Here is a 20,358-nt window from a genome sequence, read left to right as displayed (position 1 = left end):
AGCAATGTTTTGTCAACATTAAAACCAAATGTTTTAACTGGTCGGATTTTAATTAATTTTTGCGCTCGACTATATATTTCGCTGCCTGTATACTGTCGCGTCTTTTTTAACCGAGGTGGGCCAAGATGGTCCGCACAATGCGGTGGAATTGGAAGTTAAAAGTAGCCGAGCGTGATTCTAGGATCGCGCCAAAGTTAATCATCCATTACGTTCTTTCGCAAATTTGAATTACGCGTATTAAACACGCATAGTTGAGGTATCATAATGCAAGTGTCAGTCGAGACGACTCAAGGCCTAGAGCGCCGCCTTACCATTTCTGTTCCTGCAGATTCAATCGATTCAGCAGTCAAATCGCGTTTACAGCAGTTGGCGAAAACCCAACGCATCAACGGATTCCGTCCTGGTAAAGTTCCTGTTTCAGTAATCAAAAAGCGTTTTGGCCAGGCAGTTCGTCAAGAAATCGCTGGTGAAGTTATGCAACGCAACTTCTATGAAGCGGTTGTGCAAGAAAAACTAAACCCAGCAGGTATGCCAAGTTTTGAACTGACCAAAGACAAAGACGGTGAAGACCTTGAATTTGTTGCGTCATTTGAAATCTATCCAGAAATCGAAGTTAAGGGCGTAGACAAAATTAAATTGGAAAAACCTGTTGTAGAGATTTCTGATAAAGATCTCGCCAACATGATGGATACACTTCGCAAGCAACACGCTGACTGGAAAGAAGTTAAGCGTAAAGCGAAGAAAGATGATCGTGTGACAATTAACTTTGTCGGCACTATCGATGGCGAAGAATTTGAAGGCGGCAAAGCTGAAGATTTTCCTTTAGAGCTTGGCAAAGATCGCATGATCCCTGGTTTTGAAGAACCTTTAGTGGGTGCGAAGAAAGGCGAAGAAGTCGTTTCTGATGTGACTTTCCCTGAAGACTACCATGCAGAGAATCTAAAAGGTAAAGACGCACAGTTCACAATCACAGTGACCAAAGTTGAAGGCCTTGACTTGCCGAAAGTTGATGAAGAGTTTGCGAAGTTGTTTGGTATTGAAGACGGTGACGTTGAAAAACTAAACGTTGAAGTACGCAAGAATATGCAACGTGAACTTGACCAGACTTTAAAAGCTAAACTTAAAGAAGACGTGATTGCTGGTTTACTTGAACAAAACACGTTGGATTTGCCTAAAGCACTAGTCGACCAAGAAATCGATGCTTTGCGTGAGCAAGCCAAACAACGTTTCCAACAACAATCTGGCGGTAATGTTGATAATATGCCTGAACTTCCAGCAGATTTATTCGAAGAAAACGCCAAACGTCGTGTTTCAATTGGTCTGATTTTGGGCGAAATCATCAAAAACAATGAAATCAAAGTTGAAGATGAGCGCGTAGAGCAGTTAATCGAAACAACTGCATCTGCTTATGAAGATCCTTCAGAAGTCGTTGAATATTACAAAAACAACAACGAATTACTTCAACAAATTCAAAACGTTGCTCTTGAAGAGCAAGCAGTTGAGTGGGTCGTTGGCGAAGCCAAAGTCAAAGAAGTGAAAAAAGCCTTTGACGATATCATGAACAAACAGGCTTAAATTAGCAGTAGTTATTTGACTTCAATAGTCAGCTCCTGATTAAATGCTCGGTACTTACCGAGCATTTTTATTTGTGAAGAATTAATTTATGTTGAACACGTCTTTCGATCCACTTAATGCACTTGTCCCCATGGTTGTAGAACAAACTGCTAAAGGGGAACGTTCTTACGATATCTATTCACGTCTATTAAAAGAAAACGTAATCTTTTTAGTGGGGCAGGTTGAAGATCATATGGCAAACTTGATCGTTGCCCAGATGCTTTTTTTAGAAGCTGAAAATCCAGAAAAAGATATTTTCCTGTATATCAACTCGCCAGGTGGCTCTGTGACTGCAGGCATGGCAATTTACGATACAATGAAATTTATCAAACCCGACGTTAGCACCGTTTGTGTAGGGCAGGCAGCAAGTATGGGCGCCTTCTTATTGTCTGGTGGTGCAAAAGGTAAACGTTACTGCTTGCCAAATTCAAGGGTCATGATCCATCAACCTTTGGGTGGTTTCCAAGGTCAAGCGTCTGATTTTGAAATTCATGCGAAGGAAATCCTGTCTATTAAAGAGAAACTTAATCGTTTGATGGCCGAACACACAGGGCAAGATTACGAACGTGTTGCTAACGACACTGACAGAGATAATTTTTTGAGCGCGACTGAAGCCATGGAATATGGTTTAATTGATCAAGTGCTCAACAACCGTGAAGACGCGTTGAAAAACACGAAATAATTTGAGAAGTAAGCCATTTGCGTTAACACTTAGGATTAAAGGAGTGTTCGCAAATAGCGAGACAAATTGGAAGGGGCAATTTATTAATGAGTGATAATCAGAACTCAGACGGCGACAATAAGTTATTGTACTGCTCGTTTTGCGGCAAGAGCCAGCACGAAGTGCGCAAGCTAATTGCCGGCCCATCTGTATTCATCTGTGATGAATGCGTGGAGCTTTGTAACGATATAATTCGTGAAGAAGTTAAAGACATTTCTCCCAAGAAAAAGCAAGATGCGCTGCCGAAGCCAAAAGAAATCCACGCGCATCTTGATGAATATGTTATCGGTCAGGAACACGCCAAAAAAGTGCTATCTGTGGCGGTATACAATCATTACAAACGTCTACGAAGTGGTGATGTTCACGATGGTATTGAGCTTAGTAAGAGTAATATCTTACTGATTGGTCCAACGGGTAGTGGTAAAACACTACTGGCAGAGACCTTGGCTCGTTTATTAGATGTACCCTTTACCATGGCAGATGCAACCACACTAACTGAAGCCGGTTATGTGGGTGAAGATGTCGAAAACATTATTCAAAAACTTTTACAAAAATGTGATTACGACGTTGAAAAAGCACAACGTGGTATTGTTTATATTGACGAAATTGACAAAATTTCCCGCAAATCAGACAACCCATCTATTACGCGGGATGTTTCTGGTGAAGGGGTGCAACAAGCGTTGTTGAAACTGATTGAGGGAACCATAGCTTCTGTGCCGCCTCAAGGTGGTCGAAAGCATCCTCAGCAAGAGTTTTTGCAAGTCGACACTTCAAAAATCTTGTTCATCTGCGGCGGTGCGTTTGCAGGTTTGGATAAGGTCATTGAGCAACGTGCAGCAGTGGGTTCTGGAATTGGCTTTGGTGCAACCGTTAAAAGCAAAAACGAAACCAAAGCAGCAGGCGAGTTGTTTAAGCAAGTCGAGCCAGAAGATTTGGTGAAATATGGGTTAATACCAGAATTTATCGGGCGTTTACCGGTACTTACTAGTTTGGAAGAACTGAGTGAAGATGCACTGATTCAAATTCTTCAGGAGCCTAAAAACGCACTAACCAAGCAATACGGTGCATTGTTTTCAATGGAGAACGCAGAGCTGGAATTCCGTGACGATGCGTTGCACGCTATTGCGAATAAAGCGATGCAACGTAAAACAGGCGCTCGTGGCTTGCGTTCAATTGTTGAGGGTGTGTTGCTCGAAACCATGTATGACTTACCGTCAATGGAAGGTGTCAGTAAAGTGGTGATCGATGAAACCGTTATCAAAGGTGAGTCTAAACCTATACTCATTTACGATAGCAGCACTGATAAAAAAGCTGCTGCAGAATAAAGTAGAAATGGAACAAAAACAAAGGCTCTTAGGAGCCTTTTGTATTTTTTGTTTGAACTTTACTGTGTAATCCCCATATACACTATCATTACCTTTCTAGCAGTATTACAAAACGAGATTAAGCATGACAGAAGAGCGAGCTGATCGCATAGAAATGCCAGTATTGGCGTTAAGAGATGTGGTGGTATATCCACACATGGTTATCCCTTTATTTGTAGGGAGAGAAAAATCCATTCGCTGTTTAGAAGCGGCAATGGATAAAGACAAACAAATCTTTTTGGTTGCACAAAAAGATGCTGGCGTAGATGAACCTGAAAAAGAGGATGTTTATGAAGTCGGCACCATTGCAACCATTTTACAGCTGCTCAAGTTGCCTGATGGCACCGTAAAAGTTTTGGTGGAAGGCAATGTTCGTGGCCAGATCCAAACCTTTCTACAAACTGACACTTATTTTGTGGCAGAAGTAATTCGTAAAGAAGACGAAGAGCTTGCTGAAAATGAGCAAGAGGTTTTAGTTCGCTCGGCGATTTCTCAGTTTGAGGGATACGTTAAGCTAAACAAAAAAATTCCCCCCGAAGTGCTTACCTCGCTAAATGGAATCGAAGAAGCCGCTAGACTTGCTGATACCATGGCAGCTCATATGCCACTCAAGCTCTCTGAAAAGCAGAAAGTGCTAGAGATGGAGAGCGTTAACGAGCGTCTAGAATATCTCATGGCGTTGATGGAAAACGAAATTGATTTGCTGCAGGTGGAGAAAAAAATCCGTACCCGCGTTAAAAAGCAAATGGAAAAGAGTCAGCGAGAGTACTATCTAAACGAACAGATGAAAGCCATCCAAAAAGAGTTGGGTGAGTTGGATGAAGCCCCAGACGAATTTGATGCACTCGGCAAAAAAATTGAAGAAGCCAAGATGCCAGATGAGGCAAAGGAAAAAGCCACTGCGGAATTACGCAAGCTCAAAATGATGTCACCAATGTCAGCTGAAGCGACTGTGGTCAGAAGCTATATCGATTGGCTGGCAAATGTGCCTTGGCATAAACGCAGTGCAGTGAAAAAAGATTTGGCAAAAGCCGATGACATTTTAGATTCTGATCATTACGGCTTAGAGAAAGTTAAAGAGCGAATTATTGAATATCTCGCGGTTCAGCAACGAGTTAAGAAGCTCAAAGGTCCTATTCTTTGTCTTGTTGGTCCTCCTGGTGTGGGTAAAACATCTTTAGGGCAATCCATTGCCAAAGCGACAGGTCGAAAATACGTGCGCATGGCTTTGGGGGGGGTAAGAGACGAAGCTGAGATCCGCGGTCATCGCAGAACTTACATCGGTTCTATGCCAGGTAAACTGATCCAGAAAATGGCAAAAGTTGGCGTAAAAAACCCGCTATTCCTACTCGATGAGATTGACAAAATGTCATCGGATATGCGCGGTGACCCATCTTCTGCACTGTTAGAGGTGCTGGACCCAGAACAAAACAGTACTTTCAGCGATCACTATTTGGAAGTGGACTACGATTTGTCAGACGTTATGTTCGTTGCTACCTCAAATAGTATGAACATTCCTGGACCATTACTTGACCGTATGGAAGTGATTCGCCTATCTGGTTATACCGAAGACGAAAAACTCAACATCGCTACTCGCCATTTAGTTAAAAAACAAATGGAACGCAATGGTCTAAAAGAAGGCGAGCTGCATATTGAAGACTCAGCAATCATAGGAATTATTCGTTATTACACCCGAGAGGCGGGGGTAAGAAGTCTCGAAAGAGAAATATCCAAGATTTGCCGCAAAGCGGTGAAGAACATCTTACTTAATCCTAAGACCAAAAAAGTTGTAGCGAACCAGGAAAACTTAAAAGACTTCTTGGGTGTGCAGCGCTTTGACTATGGGAAATCTGATGGAAATAACCAGATTGGCCAAGTGACTGGGCTAGCTTGGACGTCAGTCGGTGGTGATTTATTGACGATAGAAACGACATCTGTTCCGGGTAAAGGCAAAACTACGTTTACCGGCTCACTGGGCGATGTGATGCTTGAGTCAATAAAAACTGCTATGACAGTCGTGCGAAGCCGTGCTGAGAAGCTCCGCATCAATGAAGACTTCTACGAAAAACGTGATATTCATGTTCATGTTCCCGAGGGGGCAACACCAAAAGATGGTCCTAGTGCAGGTATCGCAATGTGCACCGCATTGGTTTCGTCTTTAACAGGAAATCCGGTTAAAGGTGAAGTGGCTATGACTGGAGAAATCACATTGCGAGGCGAAGTATTGGCAATTGGTGGTTTAAAAGAAAAGTTATTGGCAGCGCATCGAGGCGGGATAAAGACAGTTGTTATTCCAAAAGACAATGAACGCGACTTGGAAGAGATCCCTGATAACGTCAAACAAGACTTGAGTATTCATGCAGTGCAATGGATTGATGAGGTTTTGGAGTTGGCTTTGCAGGAAAATCCTGAGGGATTTAGCGCCGAATCGGCCTAGCCGGAGAAAAAGTAGCCAATTTAGGTGATTTTTTCTAATTTTTTTAAAAATAAGGGCTTCACTAAGTTAAAAGATATGGTAGCCTTTATGTCAGTTTCGTCAGAAGCCTTATCACAAAAGGGATTGCGACGATTCATAAATGTAAACTAATTGTAAATCATTGCTTGAAGTTCAAATTCAAGCTTGTTATAACGTCACCGCAATAATCATTTTGCGGAACAACAAATAATAACAATTGAAGGGGATCTTATTGTGAACAAGTCTCAACTAATCGATAGTATTGCTGCTGGTGCAGACATTTCTAAAGCAGCTGCTGGTCGTGCTCTTGATTCATTTACCGACGCAGTTACTGCTGCTCTTAAAGACGGCGATCAAGTAGCGCTAGTTGGCTTTGGTACATTCTCAGTTCGTGAGCGTTCAGCTCGCAGTGGTCGTAATCCACAAACAGGTGAGACAATCCAGATTGCTGCAGCGAAAGTACCATCTTTCAAAGCAGGTAAAGCTCTTAAAGATTCTTGTAACTAAGACAAGCGTCTCGATAGACAAAAAGGCGATGAACATTCATCGCCTTTTTCGTTTCTGTTTACTGGGTTAAATATCATTATTGTCTGGTATTTGTCGCTCAACCTGCTTTTTCATCGCAATTAACCTTCGAAATTAATGTTGATTTTGAATGACCGGATAATTAATCAATTTGGTCATAGATTATTTGGGCTTTAGCTGGTGATCCTAATGGTTTTCGCGCTATAATCCCGCCGTTTTATTGCTGCGAGCACAGAGGTTATAACGCTGCGCAGTGCTGTTAATAAGTCCGTCAAAGAGAATAGACTCATATGTTGGAAAAAATTAGAGAAGGATCGCAGGGTACTTGGGCAATTGTTATCCTGGGTTTGGTTATATTAAGTTTCGTTTTCGCTGGAGTAGGGGGTTATGTTTCCTCTTCAGGTTCGGCTGCCGCTGAAGTCAATGGCGACGAAATTTCTCAGTCCACATTTGATCGAGCGTATGAAAATGAACGCGCACGTTTAGAATCGCAATTTGGTGATGCCTTTGCAGCGCTAGCAGCTGATTCGGCTTACTTGAACCAGTTTCGTCAAAGTGTGCTAGACAGACTCATTGCAGATAAACTTATCGAGCAGGCGGCTAGAGAGCTTGGCTTACGTGTCAGTAATCAGCAAGTTCGTGAACAGATCCTGCTTATGCCAGAATTTCAAATTGGTGGTCAGTTCAACAACGCCCGTTTCCAGGCAACATTGCGCTCAGTAGGATTCCAAACCAATACCTTTAGAGATTACATGCGCAATGAAATGACTCGTCAACAAGTCGCCAGAGCATTGTTAGGCAGTGAATTTTCTTTGCCCAGCGAAGCCAGCAAAATATTGCAATTGCAGCAACAAACCCGTGATATTCAGTATCTCACAGTTCCTTACGGACCATTTGAAGCCGGTGTAGAACTGACTGAAGATGATATCAAAGACTATTACCAACAAAATCTTTTACAGTTTGATACGCAAGAGCGACTCAGTCTTGAGTACCTTGAAGTCAAAGCAGAAGACTATCTAGATACTGTAGAGGTCACTGAGCAAGAATTAGTCGATTTATATGAGCGTAGCTCGAACGATTATCGCAGTGAAGAACAGAGACGTGTCTCGCATATTCTTGTTGAATTTGGCGATGATCAAGACAGTGCACAAGCAAAAGCACAAGAAGCGGCAGATCGGGTAAATGCTGGTGAAGAGTTTGCTGTAGTCGCAGGTGAGATGTCTGATGATACCTTTTCTGCTGAAAATGGTGGTGATTTAGATTTCTTTACGCGCGGAGTGATGGACTCAGCGTTTGAAGAAGCGGCCTTTGCCCTGGCTAATATCGGAGATGTGAGCGGTGTAGTTGAAAGTGAATTTGGTTTTCACGTAATTAAACTTACCGACATCAAAGCAGAACAGGTAACAGCATTTGAAGAAGTCAAAGACGACCTCGAACAACGCGTTAAATTAGACAAAGCCGTTGAAGAGCTCTACATCGTGCAAGGACAACTTGCTGAGTTGGCGTTTGAAATGCCAGACAGTTTACAAGACGTGGCAGCGGCAACAGGCTTGAGTGTTCAAGCGACAGAACTTTTTGTTCGTGAACAAGCACCTGAAGCGGTATCCAACCCAATCGTGATTGCGCAAGCGTTCTCTGACGAACTTATTCAAGATCGCGTAAACAGTGAAGTCATTACTGTTGGCGAGAACCACTTTATGGTTATTCGAGTTAAAGAGCATGAGCCAGAGCGCACCAAAGCGCTTGAAGAAGTCCGTGACCAAATCGTTTCAGAGTTAACGTCTGAAAAAGCGCAGGAAGCAGCAAAAGAATGGACTAATGATTTACTTGCTCAACTACAGGCAGGACAGGACATTTCAGCCGGATTGGCGGAAAAAGAAATTGGCTGGCAGCTTCAGGCTGGTGTAACGCGTTTCGGTGGTGAAGTGCCAAGAGCAATTGTCGACAAAGCCTTTCAGCTTTCTACAGACGCCGGAGCCAACCAGGATGTTGTTGAACTCGCCAGCGGAGATATTGGGATCGTGCAGTTGAACAACGTTAATGCGTCAGATGAGTTACCTGCGGAGCAACTTGAAGCTATGCAACAACGACTCGGTCAAACTCGTTCACAGAGCCTTTACGCAAGCCTAATTGAATCATTGCGTGCTGATGCAGACATAACAGTATTTAATTTGTAAGCCTACAAACACTTACTGACAATAAAAAAACCAGCTGCGCTCAGCTGGTTTTTTGTTTTTAGGCTGCTAGCTTGACGCATCTTAATATTATCTAATAGTAGTTGGGTGGGCTTGGCATATTGTTAAATACCACTATGTGCAGGTGTTCTGTGATTGGAAAACGGTTCACCTCGGAATAGAATAATTATCTGTTAGATGAATATGTCGATGGGGAGAAATCGGCACCAATTCAGAAGACATCGAAAAATGCTGTTTTTTTGCGTTAATACCCTGCCATGAAATCGTCACTACAACGTTTTTACTGGCAGAAAGTGGATCCTCGAAAACTTTCCATTGTCGCTCAAATATGAGTGTCTTGCCTGATTGACCACTCGGCTGAATCGCTACTTTTCCTGCTGGTAAAACCCCACCTCTATTATCAGAGATTTGAGAATAGCTTGTCTTCCCATGTAAGCCAAACTTTCCATACTTTGATTGAAAGTCATGTAAATCTTCAATTTTTTCGACAGCCAATCTCACCGCGATATCAGAGTAAAATCGAATTAACTGCATATCGATCATTTGCTTATGGAGGGCCATCATTCCGGTCGCACTACTGAGTAATATCGCAGAGACAATCATCACCTCAACAAGACTAAAGCCCCGTTGATCCTTCATTTGAAATCACGCCAACTGCCGGGGATACGGACAAGTTTCCACATGTCTGCCTGATCAAACAAACGATCTATAATCTCATTGTTAAACAGAATATCCATTGTGCCACCGGATAAGTTAACATTTGTATTGGCAACAAAACCGCCATGTATCTGATTCTGTCCTAGTAGTGTTATGTTATGTGTCGTATCAAAATGTGACGTGGACAAGATTACCAACAAGCCATAAATCTTATTTTGTCCCCGCAAATAGAGATCTCCGTTTTGCACAACCATTATTATTGGATGTTGCGGTGTTCCTAATACAGTCCGACCATCCAGCCAACAATCACCGATTACCCAGAAACTAGAGGCCTTTGATGGCAGATTTTGTGGTTCACAGTTTTTTAAAACGTACTTAAATTCGTCTTGTAGGTATGGCCAATCCACTTTTCTTATATTAAAAAGAAAGGGCAATAAATCAGTTGCCGGGCCCTTTGCCTGAGTTTGATATATCGAAGAAAAGTTATTATTGGTGCAATCACCTCGTTTGTAACGATCAATTGAACAGTTAAAAATGTTGCTGGCAACAGTTAGCGCATCTGCAAGCAATATTAACTTATCAGAAGTTGGATCAAAATTCGGCGGGTCATAGACTATTGATAAGTCTGTGCTGACGTTTAATTTGCCATTAATCATCACGGGAGATAAAGGAGTTGCCCTAAGTAGCGGGTATCTTAGAACTTGCTGAGTCAAAATTACTCGGGCGTTCGGGTCTGACCCTTGGCCCATTGCAGTCACTTTGATCAACTCCATGCGATTAGAAAAACGGGTTGTTATGTGCCGGGAAATGTTTACTTTCGCCTTTCCTTGAGGATTGTTGTTAGCTTTGAGATGCATTTCCATTTGACTTTGCATAAAGGTGGGATCGGATTGAAGCCGATTTAAGGCGCTAGCCATACCTGTTTCAGCGTTAGTGCGAGCCAATGCCAAGTTTTTGCTATTAACGCTCATCGAATTGACAAATAAATTTTGCCTCAAACTGGAAAGGATAACCATTGCACAGAGCGCTAATAATAAAACTAGTACAACGAATAATACTCCGCCGTGTTGCAAGGTATTTGAAGTGCGAATAACTTTATTCACGATTTTTAACTCGTACGACAAAATCCATGTTGAGCTTATGATTTGGATCTTGTTTTAATTGTCCTGCTAGTTGGACTTGCACTAGCGCCCTTGTATTAGCAATTGGATTAAATTGAAGCCTTGTGACCTCGACGATGTTGGGATCAGATAAATCCTGCCAGCCATTTTCGTCGCAATTTGCTCCGGCCACTCGAAATTCAATCGCTTTGTTTTTTAACCTGAATCCATAATGTTCGTTGTTTGGAGTTCGACTCATTTGACCATCCCAATCTCGGTCATAAGCGAATAACATACAACTATTTGGCGATTCATTTGGGAAATGAGAAAAGGTAAAACCATTCCATTGTTTTCCTTTTGATTTGATACCATTTTTTGCATGAATCTCGGCCTGGGCAATAGCACCGCTGCGGCTAATTTCTCTGGATAGAAATATAGCGATAGTTTGAAGTTCTTCTTGAAGACGTAAATGTGTCATGGTATTTGCGTTAAAACTGATTAAACGCCCGGTAAATGCCGTCAACCCAGCCATTACGCTTAGGCCCAAGGTCATGGCGATAAGCAGTTCGACAATCGAAAAACCTTTGATCACGCGGCGTTGACATAAATGAGTGTTCAACATGGGGAGTATCCGCCAATTTTCCCCTTGGAAACGCAAATGCGCACGCGGCCAAGGTTGCTAACAATAAATTTGCCAGCAGCATTAGGAGTAGAAAACTGGCCTGAGCCACCTCGACCCACACTAATTCCATGGTTTCGATCAAATACTAACGCATTGATATTTCCCATCAGCAAAGTATCTAACGCTACGTGGGGAAACCCTTGTCGATTTAATAAATATGGCTGGCCAAGAACCGAGCAGGCATTTTTAGTATGACAATCACATTGGCCATTATCGTTTAGGGCAATGCACCATTCTTTTTGAGCATCAAAATTGACTGTTATGTCTTTGCCAAGATGAATGGACATTCTTCTGGCCGCTTTCAACAAAAAATAGGTTTCTTGCAAAGCACTCTTTAATTGGTACTGGCGAAGACTTTCCAAAAACGAAGGTGCGCCAAACAAGGCGACCAAACTAATTATGAATAATACGATAAGCGTTTCGAGCAGTGTGAATCCGTTTTTAGCAGCGCGATTTTTACTTCTTCCATGCATTTTCTGTACTCCAGCCACGTTTCCTTGTGCTTTACTTTGAGCTGAGTATAGAAGGAGTTATACAAAGATGAAGTACGGTTTTTTTTGTAAAGGGGTCGGACTGGTGGACATGTTGCTAGCGTTGGCAATTGCCGGATGCTTGTTGCTCTTTGCAGTACCCGCATACAACACTCATATCAACGAATCTAAACGAAATGCCGTTCAAAAGGAGTTGTTGACCTACACAATGCAGCAGGAATCTTTTCGCTTAACGCACCTTCGATATGCTAGTGCGAAGGAGCTTACTATTCCTAAACACACTGATTATTACATAGAACTTAAAAATGGCACCGAGCAAACATACCAGATAGTAGCAGCACTAAAAAATAAACCCCAAGCATCAGTACCTTGTGGCAGTTTTTCAGTCAATCATCTTTTACAGGTTACGCCTAAAAATTGCTGGTAGTTACCCTGCAATCCTACTATAACAAAATGGATTGGATTACCTTGGAGAAAGGGAGGAATTAGAAACTTAGGGAAGAAAAGCAGCCTAGGTTATCCACATTAACAGTAGATAGACAACGGCAATGCCAATCGAAATATAGAGAATTTTTATATAACCTTTTTTGCCATCGTCGAGGCTATAACCGTTCGCTAACAAATATATGCTCCATACAACGAGCATAACTACGGGAACTAAAAATAAAAATCTCAGCAAGGAAAACTCCTAGTGTGACAAATATGAAGTAAACGCTACATACTGTCTTCACATTGACTTCGGTTAAATAACAATAATGTGATTCTAGCGGTTGCGTCAATGGGTACACAATTATAAACGAAAATTATTGGTGTATTATCGCCAAACGAACAGGCACAAAAAAAGCGCTTGTTAGCGCCTTTTTTAGTGCATTGTATAAAACGCGATATTACAGTGATTTGATCTGTGCAGAAAGACGGCTCTTGTGACGAGCAGCTTTGTTTTTGTGGATCAAACCTTTGGTTGCCATACGGTCAAGCAAAGGAGTCACTGTAGTAAGGGCTGCAGCAGCAGCTTCTTTATCCCCAGCAGAGATGGCAGCGTTTACCTTTTTAAGGTAAGTACGAACCATAGAGCGACGGCTAGCGTTGTGCTGGCGACGCTTCTCAGCTTGGATTGCGCGTTTCTTAGCAGACTTAATGTTAGCCAAGGTAAACTCCCGAAAAAACTAGTCAAAATTCAAGGGCGCAGATTGTGCCTATTTGCGAACCTATTGTCAAATCCTTTAGTGATTAACAAGCGCTTTTTTAGCAAAAAAGTGAGGTTCGTCACAAATCCGATAATTCATTAGAGAATTTTCTCATCAACACTTGGATTTTAGCGCATTAATCTATACTTAAATTGGAGCTAAGTTGAACATACTCAAGCAGTATCAAAACGCTTCATATAGGGAACGCAACGCTCAAATATATGTGGATGACTTTTTTAATCCGGAGGTAATATGTCCTTAACTGTATCGGCCATTATGAGTAAAAAACTGATTAAGCTGGCACCCCATGCCACCTTGCATGATGCCCACGAGATCACACGTAAACAAAGTATACGTCATTTACCTGTTGTCGATCCTAAAACCAACAAGCTCGTTGCTTTGGTTACACAAAAAGACTTGATCACTCATGTCATACGATCTATTGCGCTTTACGGTACAGAAGAATTACTGGAACGAGAGAAAAGTACGAACATTCTGGAAGTTGCACAAAAGGATTTTGCCAGCGTATCAGCTGATCAGCCGTTAGATGAGGTTGCGCCATTTTTCTTGCAAAACAAACACGGTTGTTTACCCGTTATTGATCCGGACAAGGGTATCATTGGTATCGTGACATCTTCCGATTTTGTCAAACTCTGTGTTCAGCTTTTGCAAGACATTAAAGACAAAGGTAAGTGCTCTTGATTTTCCACCAAGACAAGAAAATATAGTATTGTAATTAGATTTTTAGATGGTTAAACGTTGCTATTTGCGCATAATAACCTTCAATTGTGCGTTATGAATCTATTTAGGGAATAACCTTGTCCAAAAAGCTACTTAAATCTGGTGTTGTGGTGTCCTTCATGACTTTTTTGTCACGCATACTGGGTTTAACGCGCGATATTGTAGTTGCCAATATGCTAGGCGCGGGCGCTGCAGCTGACATCTTTCTTGTTGCAAATAAAATCCCCAACTTTTTGAGACGGCTTTTCGCTGAGGGCGCATTTGCTCAAGCATTTATTCCGGTACTGGCGGAGGTGAAAAGCGAAGGCGATGAACAGCACCTCAAGCTCTTTATAGCCAAAATTTCAGGTACCTTGGGAGTCATTGTTACACTTGTAACAGTCCTGGGTGTGATCGGCTCCCCCGTGGTAGCAGCGCTGTTTGGTGCCGGATGGTTTTACGATTATATTAACGATGGCCCGGCAGCTGATAAATTCGAACCTTTCGCTTTGATGCTGAAAATAACCTTTCCCTACCTGTTTTTTATATCGCTTACTGGTTTGGCAGGAGCGATACTCAATTCGCTAAACAAATTTGCCGTCGCAGCGTTTACCCCTGTGCTATTGAACGTTGCCATAATTTCCTGTGCATTGTACCTGTCACCCTATTTTGACAACCCTGAATTCGCGCTGGCATGGGGGGTATTTATTGGGGGCTTGGCTCAATTGCTTTTTCAACTTCCTTTTTTGTATCGTGCCGGTGTATTAGTCAAGCCTAAGTGGGCATGGTCGGATCCTAAAGTCACTAAGGTAAGACGGCTAATGATCCCTGCGTTATTTGGCGTGTCAGTTAGCCAAATTAATTTGCTCATTGATACTATGATTGCTACCGCGCTAATGACAGGGTCAGTCAGTTGGCTCTATTATTCGGATCGTTTGTTGGAGTTTCCATTAGGTTTGTTCGGCATTGCTATCGCAACCGTCATACTACCAACCTTGTCTGCCCATCATGTAAGTAAAGACAGCCAAGCTTTCAGCAACAGCATGGACTGGGCACTGAAGGTTGTGTGCCTATTAGGGATCCCCGCTGCAGCAGGTTTATTCGTTTTGGCCGAGCCTATGCTATTGACCATATTTTACGGTGGCGCTTTTACCTTGGAAGATGCCAATATGGCATCTTTGAGCCTGATGGCCTATTCAACAGGGTTGCTCAGCTTTATGTTGGTGAAAATATTGGCGCCAGGATTTTATTCACGTCAAGATCTGAAAACGCCAGTGCGGTTCGGCATTTATTGCATGATCGCGAATATCTTTTTAAACGCTGCGCTAGCGATCCCCTTTGGTTACGTCGGTCTAGCGATTGCGACGTCCATGTCTGCGACTATGAACGCCGGGTTACTTTATTACACACTGCACAAGCAAGGGGTATATAAAGTCACAAAGCACACCTTTTTCTTTTTGCTAAAAATTCTTTTTGCCTGCGCAGTGATGATTGGAACGATTGAATATTTCAATCCACCCATTGTGCAATGGCAGACCATGACGATTTGGCCTCAAGTCATAGAGTTGGGCAAATTAATTTTGTTCGGATTTATTGCATTTTCAATAACATTATTAATGTTGGGAGTAAGAAAAAGTAGCTTTGTTGGCACTCACATTGTGAAATAGTCGGAATAGAATGCTTTGGTGGGTAAAGACAACTTGTAGTTGCTTGTCTACTCCCAATTGCATTTTTACGGCTAAAAATGGTGATTGAACGACTCTACGACTATTTAAAAATAGCGAAAACACTCACTAAACAATAGATCTTAGTAAAAACCTGTCTTTTCACACACTATTATCTAGCTTGTACCCTTTCTTTAGTCGCTGAGTTGGTTATAATTCCCGCCTTTGGGTAGCATTTAATCAATGCGCGTAGCGCGTTGCAACGAGGGCAGAGTGGAATTAGTTAGGGGGTTGCACAACATCCGTGAACAACACAAAGGGTGTGTGTTAACAATTGGTAAGTTTGATGGAGTACATTTAGGCCACCAAGCTGTGCTTAAAAACTTGGTTAAACAAGCCAAAAACTTACGCTTGCCTGCGACGGTCATGGTGTTTGAGCCCCAGCCAGAAGAAGTTTTTGACCCTCAAAATGCCCCGGCAAGATTGAGTCGACTTCGTGACAAATACGAGCAACTTAAAGCCTTGGGTGTTGATCGTTTACTTTGCATTCGATTTGATCAAAATTTTTCCCGTTGTTCAGCAGAAGATTTCATCGAAAACCTGCTCATAGAAAAACTCGGTGTGAAATTTTTAGTTGTCGGTGACGATTTCCGTTTTGGACAAAAGCGGCTGGGCAATTTTACGATGCTTGAAAAGTACGCACTTCAGCACCAATTTGCGTTAGTCAGTACACAAAGTTTTCGTCATCATGATTGCCGTATCAGTTCAACGGAGATTCGTTTGGCCTTGGAGCAGGGCGAATTTGGTCTGGTAAAAGAAATGTTAGGCCGTGATTTTACAATTTCCGGTAAAGTCGTACATGGTGAAAAGAAAGGTCGGACTATTGGTTTTCCAACGGCAAACGTGCTCTTAAAACGCTGTAAAGCGCCTATTAATGGTGTGTTTGCGGTAAAAGTGAATATCGACGCTCGCCATTATGATGGTGTGGCAAATGTCGGTACTCGCCCAACCTTAGACGGCGAAAAGTCTCAGTTAGAAGTTCATTTATTTGACTTTGAGCAGCATATTTACGGAAAACGAATTAGCGTAGCTTTTATCAAGAAACTGCGAGATGAAAAAAAATTCGACTCGTTCGAACTATTACACGAACAAATCATACTTGATGCTCAAGCGGCTAAAGCGCTAATGAGTGTGGAATAAAACAAACTATAAACCTTGGATTTAAGCCTCGATGAGTGACTATAAACATACTTTAAATCTTCCCGAAACTGAATTCCCTATGCGTGGGAATTTGGCACAAAGGGAACCGCAAATGCTGAAACAGTGGACTCAAAAGAAGCTGTATCATGCCATTCGTGAGGCCAAAAAAGGTAAAACACCTTTCGTGTTGCATGATGGACCTCCCTACGCAAATGGCGATATTCACATTGGTCATGCGGTAAACAAGATCCTTAAAGATGTGATTGTCAAAGCAAAGACGCTTTCTGATTTTGATGCGCCTTACGTTCCAGGGTGGGATTGTCACGGACTACCTATCGAGTTACAAGTTGAGAAAAAAGTAGGTAAGCCTGGCAAAAAAGTCACTGCTGCCGAATTCAGACAGAAATGTCGAGACTACGCTGAACGTCAAATCGAAGGGCAGAAGCGTGACTTCATTCGTCTAGGTGTATTGGGGGAGTGGGATAAGCCCTACAAAACCATGGATTACAGTTCAGAAGCTGACATCATTCGTGCCTTGGGTGGAATTGTGCGTTCAGGCCATCTTGAAAAAGGCTTTAAGCCGGTGCATTGGTGTACAGATTGTGGGTCAGCTTTGGCTGAAGCTGAGGTCGAATATCAAGACAAGCAGTCGCCTTCCATTGATGTACGCTTTGTTGCCAAAGATGCCGATGTGTTAGTTGAATCTTTTAAGCATCCAGAAGGACATGTTGGAGAAGGTCCTGTGTCTGTCGTTATTTGGACAACGACACCTTGGACACTGCCGGCGAACCGTGCAGTGTGTGTCAGCCCGAAGTTGGAATACACACTTGTGCAAGCTGAAGGTGAAAACGGCAAAGAACGACTTATCATCGCCTCAGATTTAGTCAAGGAGTGCATGGATCGTTTTGGTTTTGACCATTACCACGCACTGGGCTTTTGTCATGGCGACGCGCTAGAAAATCAACATATCTGGCACCCATTCTATGACTTTACTGTGCCGATTATTTTAGGTGACCATGTTACAACTGAGTCTGGTACTGGATGTGTGCACACTGCTCCTGGGCACGGTGTTGACGATTTTAATGTCGGTGCCAAATACGCGCTAGAAGTGGCCAACCCTGTTGGTGCAAATGGTGTCTACATGGCGGGCACTGAGCTGTTTGAAGGTGAGCATGTATTTAAAGCCAACGCCCGCATTGTTGACGTTTTGCAGGAGCGCAAAGCGTTGGTGCATCACCACGCTTATACGCACAGTTACCCCCATTGCTGGCGTCATAAAACGCCGATTATTTTCCGAGCGACACCTCAGTGGTTTATCAGCATGGACAAAGCCGGCTTGCGAGAACAATCTCTTGCCGAGATCAAAAAGACACAATGGATCCCAGAATGGGGCCAAAGCCGCATTGAAAGCATGGTAGAAGGTCGACCAGATTGGTGTATATCACGGCAACGTACTTGGGGCGTGCCTATTGCTTTGTTTGTGCATAAAGACACAGGCGATTTACATCCAGATTCTGATGCGCTGATTGAACGCGTAGCCAAATTAGTTGAAGAAAAGGGTATTCAAGCCTGGTGGGATATTGATACCGCCGAATTCCTTGGCGAAGATGCACAGACCTATGTGAAAGTGCCTGATACCTTGGATGTATGGTTTGATTCAGGCGTGACGCACCACTTTGTGGTAGACAGTCGTGAAGATATTCCGGCGTCGGCCGATTTGTACCTTGAAGGCTCAGATCAGCACCGCGGTTGGTTTATGTCATCCTTAATGACATCCGTTGCAGAGAAAGGTCACGCACCTTACAAGCAGGTATTAACCCATGGCTTTACCGTTGACGGTGAAGGTAAAAAAATGTCCAAGTCTATTGGTAATACTGTTGCGCCGCAGCATGTTATCAATAAATTGGGAGCAGATATTCTGCGTTTGTGGGTGGCGTCTACCGATTATCGCAGTGAAATAGCGGTGTCGGATGAGATATTAAAACGCTCTGCTGATTCTTATCGGCGTATTCGAAACACGGCCAGATTTTTATTGGCTAATTTGAATGGTTTTGACCCGCAAAATGATTTAGTTGATTTTGATGATTTAGTCGAACTAGACAAATGGGCTGTGAACCGAGCAGCGGCGGTCCAAAAAGAGATCATCGCCGCCTATGAATCTTACGATTTAATCGTTGTCACACAAAAAATGATGCAGTTCTGTTCGATTGAATTAGGAAGCTTCTATTTAGACATCATTAAAGATAGACAGTACACAGCAAAAACTGACAGTCATGCACGTCGTTCGTGTCAAACTGCGCTTTACCACATTGTTGAAGCTCTAGTCCGTTGGATGGCACCTGTCATGAGCTTTACTGCTCAAGAGTTGTGGCAAGCAATGCCTGGTGAACGAAATGAATTTGTCTTTACCGAAACATGGTATAGAGGGCTGCCAACAAAAGAAGTCGCAGGAAACTTTAATGATGCTTTCTGGTTACAAGTGCTTGCGGTAAAAGAGCAAGTCAACCGAGCATTGGAGCAACAACGTAAAGAAGGGAATATCGGCGCCTCTTTGGAAGCTAACGTGACCTTATACGCGGACGAAGCCCTAACAAATAGTCTTGCAAAACTTGAAGATGAGTTACGTTTTGTGTTGATCACCTCTGCGGCTAAAGTTGTATCTAGCTCACAGCAACCTGATGGAACATTGGCTACCGACATTGCGGGGCTTTGGTTGAACATTGAAAAATCCACTGACGGTAAATGTGTCCGTTGTTGGCATTATCGTGCCGATGTCGGCGAAAACAACGCGCATCCTGAATTATGTCATCGTTGTGTTGATAACGTAGAAGGTGAAGGTGAAAAAAGGCAATATGCTTAATTTGTTTACGCAAACAGGTTTGCGATTTATATGGCTTGCATTACTTGCTTTGATCTTGGATCAATGGAGCAAACATGCGATCTTAGCTAGCATGGAGTTATATCAATCCATAGAGATTACGTCATTTTTTAACCTCACTCATACTCGCAATTATGGTGCAGCATTTAGTTTCTTAAATGATGCAAGCGGCTGGCAAAGATGGTTTTTTACTGCGATAGCTCTGATTGTAAGTGTGGTAATTGTGCGCTGGCTGAAAGCCACACCTAAACAGCAAATCATGTTGCCTGTTGCTTTTAGCCTAATTCTGGGTGGAGCCATGGGCAACGTGTACGACCGCCTAGTGTATGGTTATGTTGTCGACTTTTTACATGTTTACTATGAAGAATTTCAATGGCCTGTATTTAATATTGCCGACAGTGCCATTTTTTTAGGTGCCGTTTTACTTATTATCGATATGTTTAAAAACAAAGAAGAACAAGGTGAGTCGAATGACACAGGTAATTGATCAAAATAGCGAAGTTTTAATGCATTTTGATTTGAAACTTGCAGATGGTTCGGCAGCTGATAGTACTCGCGTGAACAATAAACCTGCCAAACTTCAAATGGGAGATGGTAGCCTAACAGCAAATTTTGAAGCGTGCTTGCTGGGTTTGTCCGCAGGTCAGAGAAAAGCGTTTACGCTTGAGGCAGATGAAGCCTTTGGAATGCCAAATCCTGATAATATACATCATATGGATAAGTCCCGATTCGCTGCAGACACGCCAATGGAAGTCGGCACGATTATCGCGTTTAGTCAGCCAGATGGCAGTGAAGTACCAGGTATTATTAGAGAAGTTGCTGGCGATTCGGTAACGGTGGATTTTAACCATCCTTTGGCCGGCCAGCAGGTCATTTTTGATGTGGAGATTATTAGCGTAAGCTAA

At 42.7% G+C, this 20,358-nt stretch carries 18 protein-coding genes; 13 read left to right on the top strand and 5 right to left on the bottom strand.

The genetic code is table 11. From position 1 onward, the window contains the following. Positions 1-264: 264 nt before the first annotated feature. From tig to FM019_RS19680, 6 genes are all read left to right on the top strand, one after another. On the top strand, positions 265-1,575 hold the full coding sequence (gene tig, locus FM019_RS19705) for a trigger factor (protein ID WP_143837786.1): 1,311 nt from the start codon (positions 265-267) through the stop codon (positions 1,573-1,575). A gap of 88 nt (positions 1,576-1,663) precedes the next feature. After that, on the top strand, positions 1,664-2,296 hold the full coding sequence (gene clpP, locus FM019_RS19700; protein ID WP_143837785.1) for an ATP-dependent Clp endopeptidase proteolytic subunit ClpP: 633 nt from the start codon (positions 1,664-1,666) through the stop codon (positions 2,294-2,296). A gap of 86 nt (positions 2,297-2,382) precedes the next feature. Beyond that, positions 2,383-3,660, top strand: a complete 1,278-nt coding sequence (clpX, locus tag FM019_RS19695) for an ATP-dependent protease ATP-binding subunit ClpX (protein ID WP_143837784.1) — start codon at positions 2,383-2,385, stop codon at positions 3,658-3,660. A gap of 124 nt (positions 3,661-3,784) precedes the next feature. Next, a complete protein-coding gene (gene lon, locus FM019_RS19690) occupies positions 3,785-6,136 on the top strand; it encodes an endopeptidase La (RefSeq protein ID WP_143837783.1) in 2,352 nt (783 codons plus the stop codon). A gap of 252 nt (positions 6,137-6,388) precedes the next feature. Continuing rightward, the gene (hupB, locus tag FM019_RS19685; protein ID WP_008844220.1) at positions 6,389-6,661 is read left to right on the top strand and encodes a nucleoid-associated protein HU-beta; all 273 of its coding nucleotides are present in this window, start codon (positions 6,389-6,391) and stop codon (positions 6,659-6,661) included. Between the two features lie 308 nt (positions 6,662-6,969). Continuing rightward, a complete protein-coding gene (locus tag FM019_RS19680; RefSeq protein WP_143837782.1) occupies positions 6,970-8,856 on the top strand; it encodes a SurA N-terminal domain-containing protein in 1,887 nt (628 codons plus the stop codon). Between the two features lie 165 nt (positions 8,857-9,021). Here FM019_RS19680 and FM019_RS19675 read toward each other — a convergent pair whose 3' ends face one another. Genes FM019_RS19675 through FM019_RS19660 form a run of 4 tightly spaced genes read right to left on the bottom strand, consistent with a single transcriptional unit; the run spans position 9,022 to position 11,786 of the window. Beyond that, the gene (locus FM019_RS19675) at positions 9,022-9,513 is read right to left on the bottom strand and encodes a prepilin-type N-terminal cleavage/methylation domain-containing protein (RefSeq protein ID WP_143837781.1); all 492 of its coding nucleotides are present in this window, start codon (positions 9,511-9,513) and stop codon (positions 9,022-9,024) included. Continuing rightward, positions 9,510-10,634, bottom strand: a complete 1,125-nt coding sequence (locus FM019_RS19670; protein WP_143837780.1) for a hypothetical protein — start codon at positions 10,632-10,634, stop codon at positions 9,510-9,512. Before FM019_RS19670 ends, FM019_RS19675 begins: the two co-directional genes overlap by 4 nt. After that, on the bottom strand, positions 10,627-11,253 hold the full coding sequence (locus FM019_RS19665) for a prepilin-type N-terminal cleavage/methylation domain-containing protein (protein WP_143837779.1): 627 nt from the start codon (positions 11,251-11,253) through the stop codon (positions 10,627-10,629). Before FM019_RS19665 ends, FM019_RS19670 begins: the two co-directional genes overlap by 8 nt. After that, on the bottom strand, positions 11,247-11,786 hold the full coding sequence (locus tag FM019_RS19660; RefSeq protein WP_143837778.1) for a prepilin-type N-terminal cleavage/methylation domain-containing protein: 540 nt from the start codon (positions 11,784-11,786) through the stop codon (positions 11,247-11,249). The genes FM019_RS19665 and FM019_RS19660 overlap by 7 nt, the downstream gene beginning before the upstream one ends. 67 nt (positions 11,787-11,853) lie before the next feature. On the opposite strand from FM019_RS19660, the gene FM019_RS19655 reads away from it, so the two are divergent. Continuing rightward, on the top strand, positions 11,854-12,231 hold the full coding sequence (locus FM019_RS19655) for a type IV pilin protein (RefSeq protein ID WP_143837777.1): 378 nt from the start codon (positions 11,854-11,856) through the stop codon (positions 12,229-12,231). A 460-nt stretch (positions 12,232-12,691) separates the two neighbouring features. Here FM019_RS19655 and rpsT read toward each other — a convergent pair whose 3' ends face one another. Continuing rightward, a complete protein-coding gene (gene rpsT / locus FM019_RS19650) occupies positions 12,692-12,952 on the bottom strand; it encodes a 30S ribosomal protein S20 (protein ID WP_143837776.1) in 261 nt (86 codons plus the stop codon). Positions 12,953-13,243: 291 nt separating this feature from the next. Between rpsT and FM019_RS19645 the strand changes: the two genes are divergently transcribed. From FM019_RS19645 to fkpB, 6 genes are all read left to right on the top strand, one after another. Continuing rightward, positions 13,244-13,693 carry an HPP family protein gene (locus FM019_RS19645; protein ID WP_143837775.1) on the top strand — a complete coding sequence of 150 codons (450 nt, stop codon included), beginning with the start codon at positions 13,244-13,246 and terminating at the stop codon, positions 13,691-13,693. A 116-nt stretch (positions 13,694-13,809) separates the two neighbouring features. Beyond that, positions 13,810-15,378 carry a murein biosynthesis integral membrane protein MurJ gene (gene murJ / locus FM019_RS19640; RefSeq protein WP_143837774.1) on the top strand — a complete coding sequence of 523 codons (1,569 nt, stop codon included), beginning with the start codon at positions 13,810-13,812 and terminating at the stop codon, positions 15,376-15,378. A gap of 270 nt (positions 15,379-15,648) precedes the next feature. Next, positions 15,649-16,575, top strand: coding sequence for a bifunctional riboflavin kinase/FAD synthetase (gene ribF / locus FM019_RS19635; RefSeq protein ID WP_143837773.1), 927 nt, complete (start codon positions 15,649-15,651; stop codon positions 16,573-16,575). A gap of 31 nt (positions 16,576-16,606) precedes the next feature. Beyond that, positions 16,607-19,435 carry an isoleucine--tRNA ligase gene (gene ileS / locus FM019_RS19630; protein WP_143837772.1) on the top strand — a complete coding sequence of 943 codons (2,829 nt, stop codon included), beginning with the start codon at positions 16,607-16,609 and terminating at the stop codon, positions 19,433-19,435. Continuing rightward, on the top strand, positions 19,428-19,940 hold the full coding sequence (gene lspA / locus FM019_RS19625; RefSeq protein WP_143837819.1) for a signal peptidase II: 513 nt from the start codon (positions 19,428-19,430) through the stop codon (positions 19,938-19,940). Before ileS ends, lspA begins: the two co-directional genes overlap by 8 nt. After that, entirely contained in the window at positions 19,924-20,358 is a 435-nt protein-coding gene (gene fkpB, locus FM019_RS19620; protein WP_143837771.1) for an FKBP-type peptidyl-prolyl cis-trans isomerase, read from the top strand. The genes lspA and fkpB overlap by 17 nt, the downstream gene beginning before the upstream one ends.

This window comes from Aliiglaciecola sp. M165 (genome assembly GCF_007197995.1).
In the GTDB taxonomy this organism is placed as follows: domain Bacteria; phylum Pseudomonadota; class Gammaproteobacteria; order Enterobacterales; family Alteromonadaceae; genus Aliiglaciecola.
The sequence above is the reverse complement of the archived record's forward strand: the minus strand, read 5'-3'. Positions and strand labels throughout refer to the sequence as shown.

What these genes read in the sequence shown, in the direction of transcription:
- lspA (WP_143837819.1), top strand. Translation starts at nt 19,428, where the DNA reads ATGCTTAATTTGTTTACGCAAACAGGTTTGCGATTTATATGGCTTGCA.
- FM019_RS19665 (WP_143837779.1), bottom strand. Translation starts at nt 11,253, where the DNA reads ATGTTGAACACTCATTTATGTCAACGCCGCGTGATCAAAGGTTTTTCG.
- tig (WP_143837786.1), top strand. Translation starts at nt 265, where the DNA reads ATGCAAGTGTCAGTCGAGACGACTCAAGGCCTAGAGCGCCGCCTTACC.
- FM019_RS19645 (WP_143837775.1), top strand. Translation starts at nt 13,244, where the DNA reads ATGTCCTTAACTGTATCGGCCATTATGAGTAAAAAACTGATTAAGCTG.
- ileS (WP_143837772.1), top strand. Translation starts at nt 16,607, where the DNA reads ATGAGTGACTATAAACATACTTTAAATCTTCCCGAAACTGAATTCCCT.
- FM019_RS19655 (WP_143837777.1), top strand. Translation starts at nt 11,854, where the DNA reads ATGAAGTACGGTTTTTTTTGTAAAGGGGTCGGACTGGTGGACATGTTG.
- lon (WP_143837783.1), top strand. Translation starts at nt 3,785, where the DNA reads ATGACAGAAGAGCGAGCTGATCGCATAGAAATGCCAGTATTGGCGTTA.
- fkpB (WP_143837771.1), top strand. Translation starts at nt 19,924, where the DNA reads ATGACACAGGTAATTGATCAAAATAGCGAAGTTTTAATGCATTTTGAT.
- FM019_RS19675 (WP_143837781.1), bottom strand. Translation starts at nt 9,513, where the DNA reads ATGAAGGATCAACGGGGCTTTAGTCTTGTTGAGGTGATGATTGTCTCT.
- FM019_RS19680 (WP_143837782.1), top strand. Translation starts at nt 6,970, where the DNA reads ATGTTGGAAAAAATTAGAGAAGGATCGCAGGGTACTTGGGCAATTGTT.
- clpX (WP_143837784.1), top strand. Translation starts at nt 2,383, where the DNA reads ATGAGTGATAATCAGAACTCAGACGGCGACAATAAGTTATTGTACTGC.
- clpP (WP_143837785.1), top strand. Translation starts at nt 1,664, where the DNA reads ATGTTGAACACGTCTTTCGATCCACTTAATGCACTTGTCCCCATGGTT.
- FM019_RS19660 (WP_143837778.1), bottom strand. Translation starts at nt 11,786, where the DNA reads ATGCATGGAAGAAGTAAAAATCGCGCTGCTAAAAACGGATTCACACTG.